The organism is Kitasatospora sp. NPDC007106, from assembly GCF_040634455.1.
In the GTDB taxonomy this organism is placed as follows: Bacteria; Actinomycetota; Actinomycetes; order Streptomycetales; family Streptomycetaceae; genus Kitasatospora; species Kitasatospora arboriphila.
Window position 1 is genome coordinate 1 of record NZ_JBEYFP010000591.1, and the last position, 3,778, is coordinate 3,778.

Genomic DNA, 3,778 nt, shown 5'->3' on the forward strand with positions numbered 1-3,778 from the left:
CGCCGGGCGCTGGGTCGGCTGCGCAGCCCGGGCGAGGGGCCGAGCGCGGAGCAGCGGGCGCGGTCCTGGTTCGCCGTCCGGTTCGTGGCGCGCGCGGAGGGCGGCCGGACGGTCTTCACCGAGGTGTCGGGCGGCGACCCGGGCTACCAGGAGACGGCGAAGATGCTCGCCGAGTCGGCGCTCTGCCTGGCGTACGACGACCTGCCTCCGGTGGCGGGGCAGCTGACCACGGCGGTGGCGATGGGCCGGCCGCTGATCGACCGGCTGGTCGCGGCGGGCATCTCCTTCCGGGTGCTGGACGCGCCGCCGACGGCCGCCCCGGGCCGCTGAGCGACCGCACGGCCCGCCCCGACGGGACGGAGCGGGGCTGGAGCGGGGCGGGGCGGGGCGGGGCGGCGGATCCGTCCGTCAGGCGCGCCCGAAACAGCGCTCCAGCTCGCCGAGCTCGTAGAAGTGACTGCCCGGGGCGACCGGCGTGCAGGGCGCCGGGAAGGCGGTCTCCTTCTCGTTGTAGAACATCCGGACGAGGTGGCTCGGTGCGCCCCCGGCCGTGGTGCCCGCGTACAGGTCCCACTGGATGTTGGCGGCCATCGGCGAGACCTCGGCACCCCGCCAGGGGTTGTTCCGGTAGCTGTAGGGTTCGCCGGCCTCGGCGGGCACGGTGCTGCCGGGCAGGCCGAGCAGGACGGCGAGCGGCTCGATCTCCTCGGCGTGGGTGAAGCGCAGCACCGCACCGTTGCGGCTGGTGCCGGCGGCCCGGGCCTCGGCCCGGGCGAACAGGTCGGCGAGCAGGACGCCCGCCATCCGGTGGGTGACGGTGCGGCCGCTGAAGGCGGGGCCCTTCTGGTAGAACTCCTCGGCGTCGTCGAGGTATCCGAACCACTGGGCGTCGCGGTCGGCCAGGAAGGGGTTCAGGTCGACGTCCGGCGCCTCCACGGCGAGGTCCGGCGCGGCGCTGTACAGCGCGTACAGCGAGCGGGCGAAGGCGATCTGCCGGTCGGCGGTCAGCGTGGCGGCGAAGTCGGCGTGGAAGAGGCGGCCGACGGTGTGCCGGGCGGCCCCGGCGGTGCGCGGCATGCCGTCGACGGCCGCGAGCACGGCGGCGAGGTCCTGGTCCTTCGCCAGGTACGTCCGGTAGTCGGCGTTCTGCGGCTGCTTGTGGAAGTAGAGCAGGTCCTTGTCGGTGACGGGTGCGCCGATCACGTCGGCCAGTGCGGGCCGGCCGGCCGTCAGGCCCGCGGTGAAGGCGTCGGCGCTGGCGGTCGCGCGGGCCACTCCGGAGGTCTCCACCACGATCGGCTCACCGGTGGCGGCGATGGTGTCGAAGAGTCCGGGCAGCCGCTGCTCCAGCCGCAGGGCGGTCTGCCGGTGCTCCTGGACGCCGAGGCCGGACAGGTTGCCGTAGCCGATCCCGGCGGCGGCGGCCAGCAACGACCGGACCTGCGGGGTGAGCCTGCGGCCGAGGTCGGTCAGGCCGCCGCTCTCCCGGGCCTCGGCGAGCACCGCGAGCACCGTGTCGCCGTCCTCGCCGTCGGTCATGGCCCGGGAGCCGTGCCGGGCGACGTTCTCGGTGAACACCGCGGTGTAGCCCTTCGGCACCGGCTGGTAGTGGCCCGGCCGTCCCTGCGGGAGGTACGGCGCCCTGGTCCCGTAGGAGTCCCGCTCGGCCCGCGGGCCGCCCGACCGGTCGTGCGCGGAGGCGGTGCCCCCGGTCAGCACCCCGGCGGCGGCCGGCGAGGTGGCGGTGGCGGCGGTGAACCAGGCGGTGCGCTTCACAACAGACCCTTCGACCGGGGTACCGGTCCGTCGACCGAGAACCTCCGCCCCCCTCACACCCGGGCCGGAACTCCGCCCCACCGCCCGGCATGACCCGGATGATCACCGGGTGAACGCCGGCCGCCCGTCCTCCCCCCACCGTGACCCGCCTCCCGCCGGCGCGCCAGCGAGCGGTGTGCTGCGGTCCTGCCGGGCCCGGCGGGGCCGGTCGCCAGTCCGGCCACTGCTCCGATCACTGGCTGACGGTGAACACCGCGCCCCGCCCGTCGGCGGCGGCGCGCGCGAAGAAGGCGCGCAGTTCGCCGAACCAGTACCGGGTGTAGCCGAAGTCCTCCTCGTCGCGGGCGCCGTCGTAGTCCTCCGGGTCGAGCGCGAAGAAGCGCTCGCGCAGCCAGGACTCGTCGATCCCGGCGAGGGCGGCGGCGACGTCGGCGACCTCCTGCGGGGTGGTGAGGACGACGACGTGGTCGTCCCCGTCGTACAGCGGCAGGCCGCCGAGGACGGCGTGCGAGAGCGGGTGGTCGCCGCCGTCGTACGACAGCGTGCCGTCGGCGAGGCAGCGGTGGATGGCGTCCCACGCCTTGTCGGTCTCGGCGAGGTGGTCGGTGTCCCAGGCCTCCTCGATCCCGGCGACCTCCGCGAGCACCGCCCGGTCGTCCCCGGCGGCGAGCAGCCGTTCGGCCTGCTCGGCGGTCAGGGCGAAGTGCACTCCTCGGCAGCCCATCGGTCCTCCCCGTTCGGCATCGGCGTCGGTCGGGGACGTTAGCGCGGGCCTCCGACAGCGGCGCGCGGCCTACCGCCGGGTAGGGACCCCGGGGGCCGCGGTGGCGTCCGGGGTGGAAGGATGGGCGGTCCGCCCCCGGTGGCGTACCTCGGTCGACCAGGCCGCCTGCCCATCCTGCGGCGGCCTCCGGTGACGGGACCAGGTCCGCGCCGCGTAACCCTGCGGCCTCGGCGGCGTGAGTGCCATCAGTCTTCCTCCGTTCTTCCCTCCCTCAGGAAGCTCCCTCACCATGCACCACTCACCCCTGCCCCGGCGCGCCCGCGTGCCCGGGCGCACCCTCGCGGCCGCCGGTGCGGCCGGCCTGCTGCTGTCCGGCTGCGCGAGTGCGGTCTCGCCGGCCGCGGACGGCTCGTCCGACCTGCGCGACCGGGTGCCGAAGGCGGTCCGCAAGGCCGGTGTGCTGCGGATCGGCTCGTACCTCAACTACGCCCCGGTGGACTACAAGGAGGCCGACGGCCGGCCGGCCGGCCTCGACCCGGACCTGGCCGCGGCGATCGGCAAGCTGCTCGGGCTGCGGATCGAGTTCGTCGACATGCCCTTCGACCGGCTGATCCCGGCCGTGCAGTCCGAGGACGTCGACCTGGCGATGTCCGCGGTGATCGACACCACCGACCGGCAGAACGGCATCGACGACGGGGGCCGCACCTCCGGGCCGGGCGTCGACTTCGTGGACTACTTCTTCACCAGCACCTCGATCCTGGTGAAGGCCGGCAATCCGGAGCGGATCAACGGCCTGGACAGCCTGTGCGGGCACGCCGTCGCGGTGCAGAAGGGCACCGTGCAGGCGGAGATCGCGATCCGCCAGGCGGGCGCCTGCAGCCGGTACGACAAGAAGCTGGACGTGCACCAGCTGGCCAACGACGAGCTGGCGCTGGCGGAGGTCGCGGACGGGACGGCGGTGGCGGACCTCAACGACTACCCGGTGGCCCAGTTCAACACCTCGGCGGTGCGCGGCGGCCGGTTCCAGCTGACGGGCGACCACATCCAGTCCAGCCCGTACGCGATCACGGTGAACAAGGCGGACCCCGAGCTGCGCACGGCCGTCGCGAAGGCGCTGGACCGGCTGATCCGCAACGGCGAGTACGACCGGATCCTGGAGCGGTGGAACCTGCACACCGGTGCGGTCTCCAGTGCGGTGGTGAACGGCGGCCGCTGAGCACCCGCCGCGGTGCGGGGGCGCCGGAGGCCTCCCCGGTCAGGGCTTGGGCGCGAATCCGG

The 3,778-nt window shown here is 74.7% G+C and carries 3 protein-coding genes and 1 pseudogene; 2 read left to right on the forward strand and 2 right to left on the reverse strand.

Annotated features, from left to right (window positions below):
* Positions 1-330 (forward strand): annotated as a pseudogene (locus tag ABZ641_RS28955) (saccharopine dehydrogenase); the annotation flags it as partial.
* Between the two features lie 78 nt (positions 331-408).
* Here ABZ641_RS28955 and ABZ641_RS28960 read toward each other — a convergent pair.
* Both ABZ641_RS28960 and ABZ641_RS28965 read right to left on the reverse strand, forming a co-directional pair.
* Positions 409-1,776: a histidine-type phosphatase gene (locus ABZ641_RS28960; RefSeq protein WP_359986447.1), complete on the reverse strand. Its 1,368-nt coding sequence runs from the start codon at positions 1,774-1,776 to the stop codon at positions 409-411.
* Between the two features lie 232 nt (positions 1,777-2,008).
* The gene (locus ABZ641_RS28965; protein ID WP_359986450.1) at positions 2,009-2,500 is read right to left on the reverse strand and encodes a DUF1877 family protein; all 492 of its coding nucleotides are present in this window, start codon (positions 2,498-2,500) and stop codon (positions 2,009-2,011) included.
* Positions 2,501-2,789: 289 nt separating this feature from the next.
* Here ABZ641_RS28965 and ABZ641_RS28970 point away from each other — a divergent pair, with 289 nt between their 5' ends.
* Positions 2,790-3,716: an ABC transporter substrate-binding protein gene (locus ABZ641_RS28970; RefSeq protein ID WP_359986453.1), complete on the forward strand. Its 927-nt coding sequence runs from the start codon at positions 2,790-2,792 to the stop codon at positions 3,714-3,716.
* The last annotated feature ends 62 nt before the right edge of the window (positions 3,717-3,778 follow it).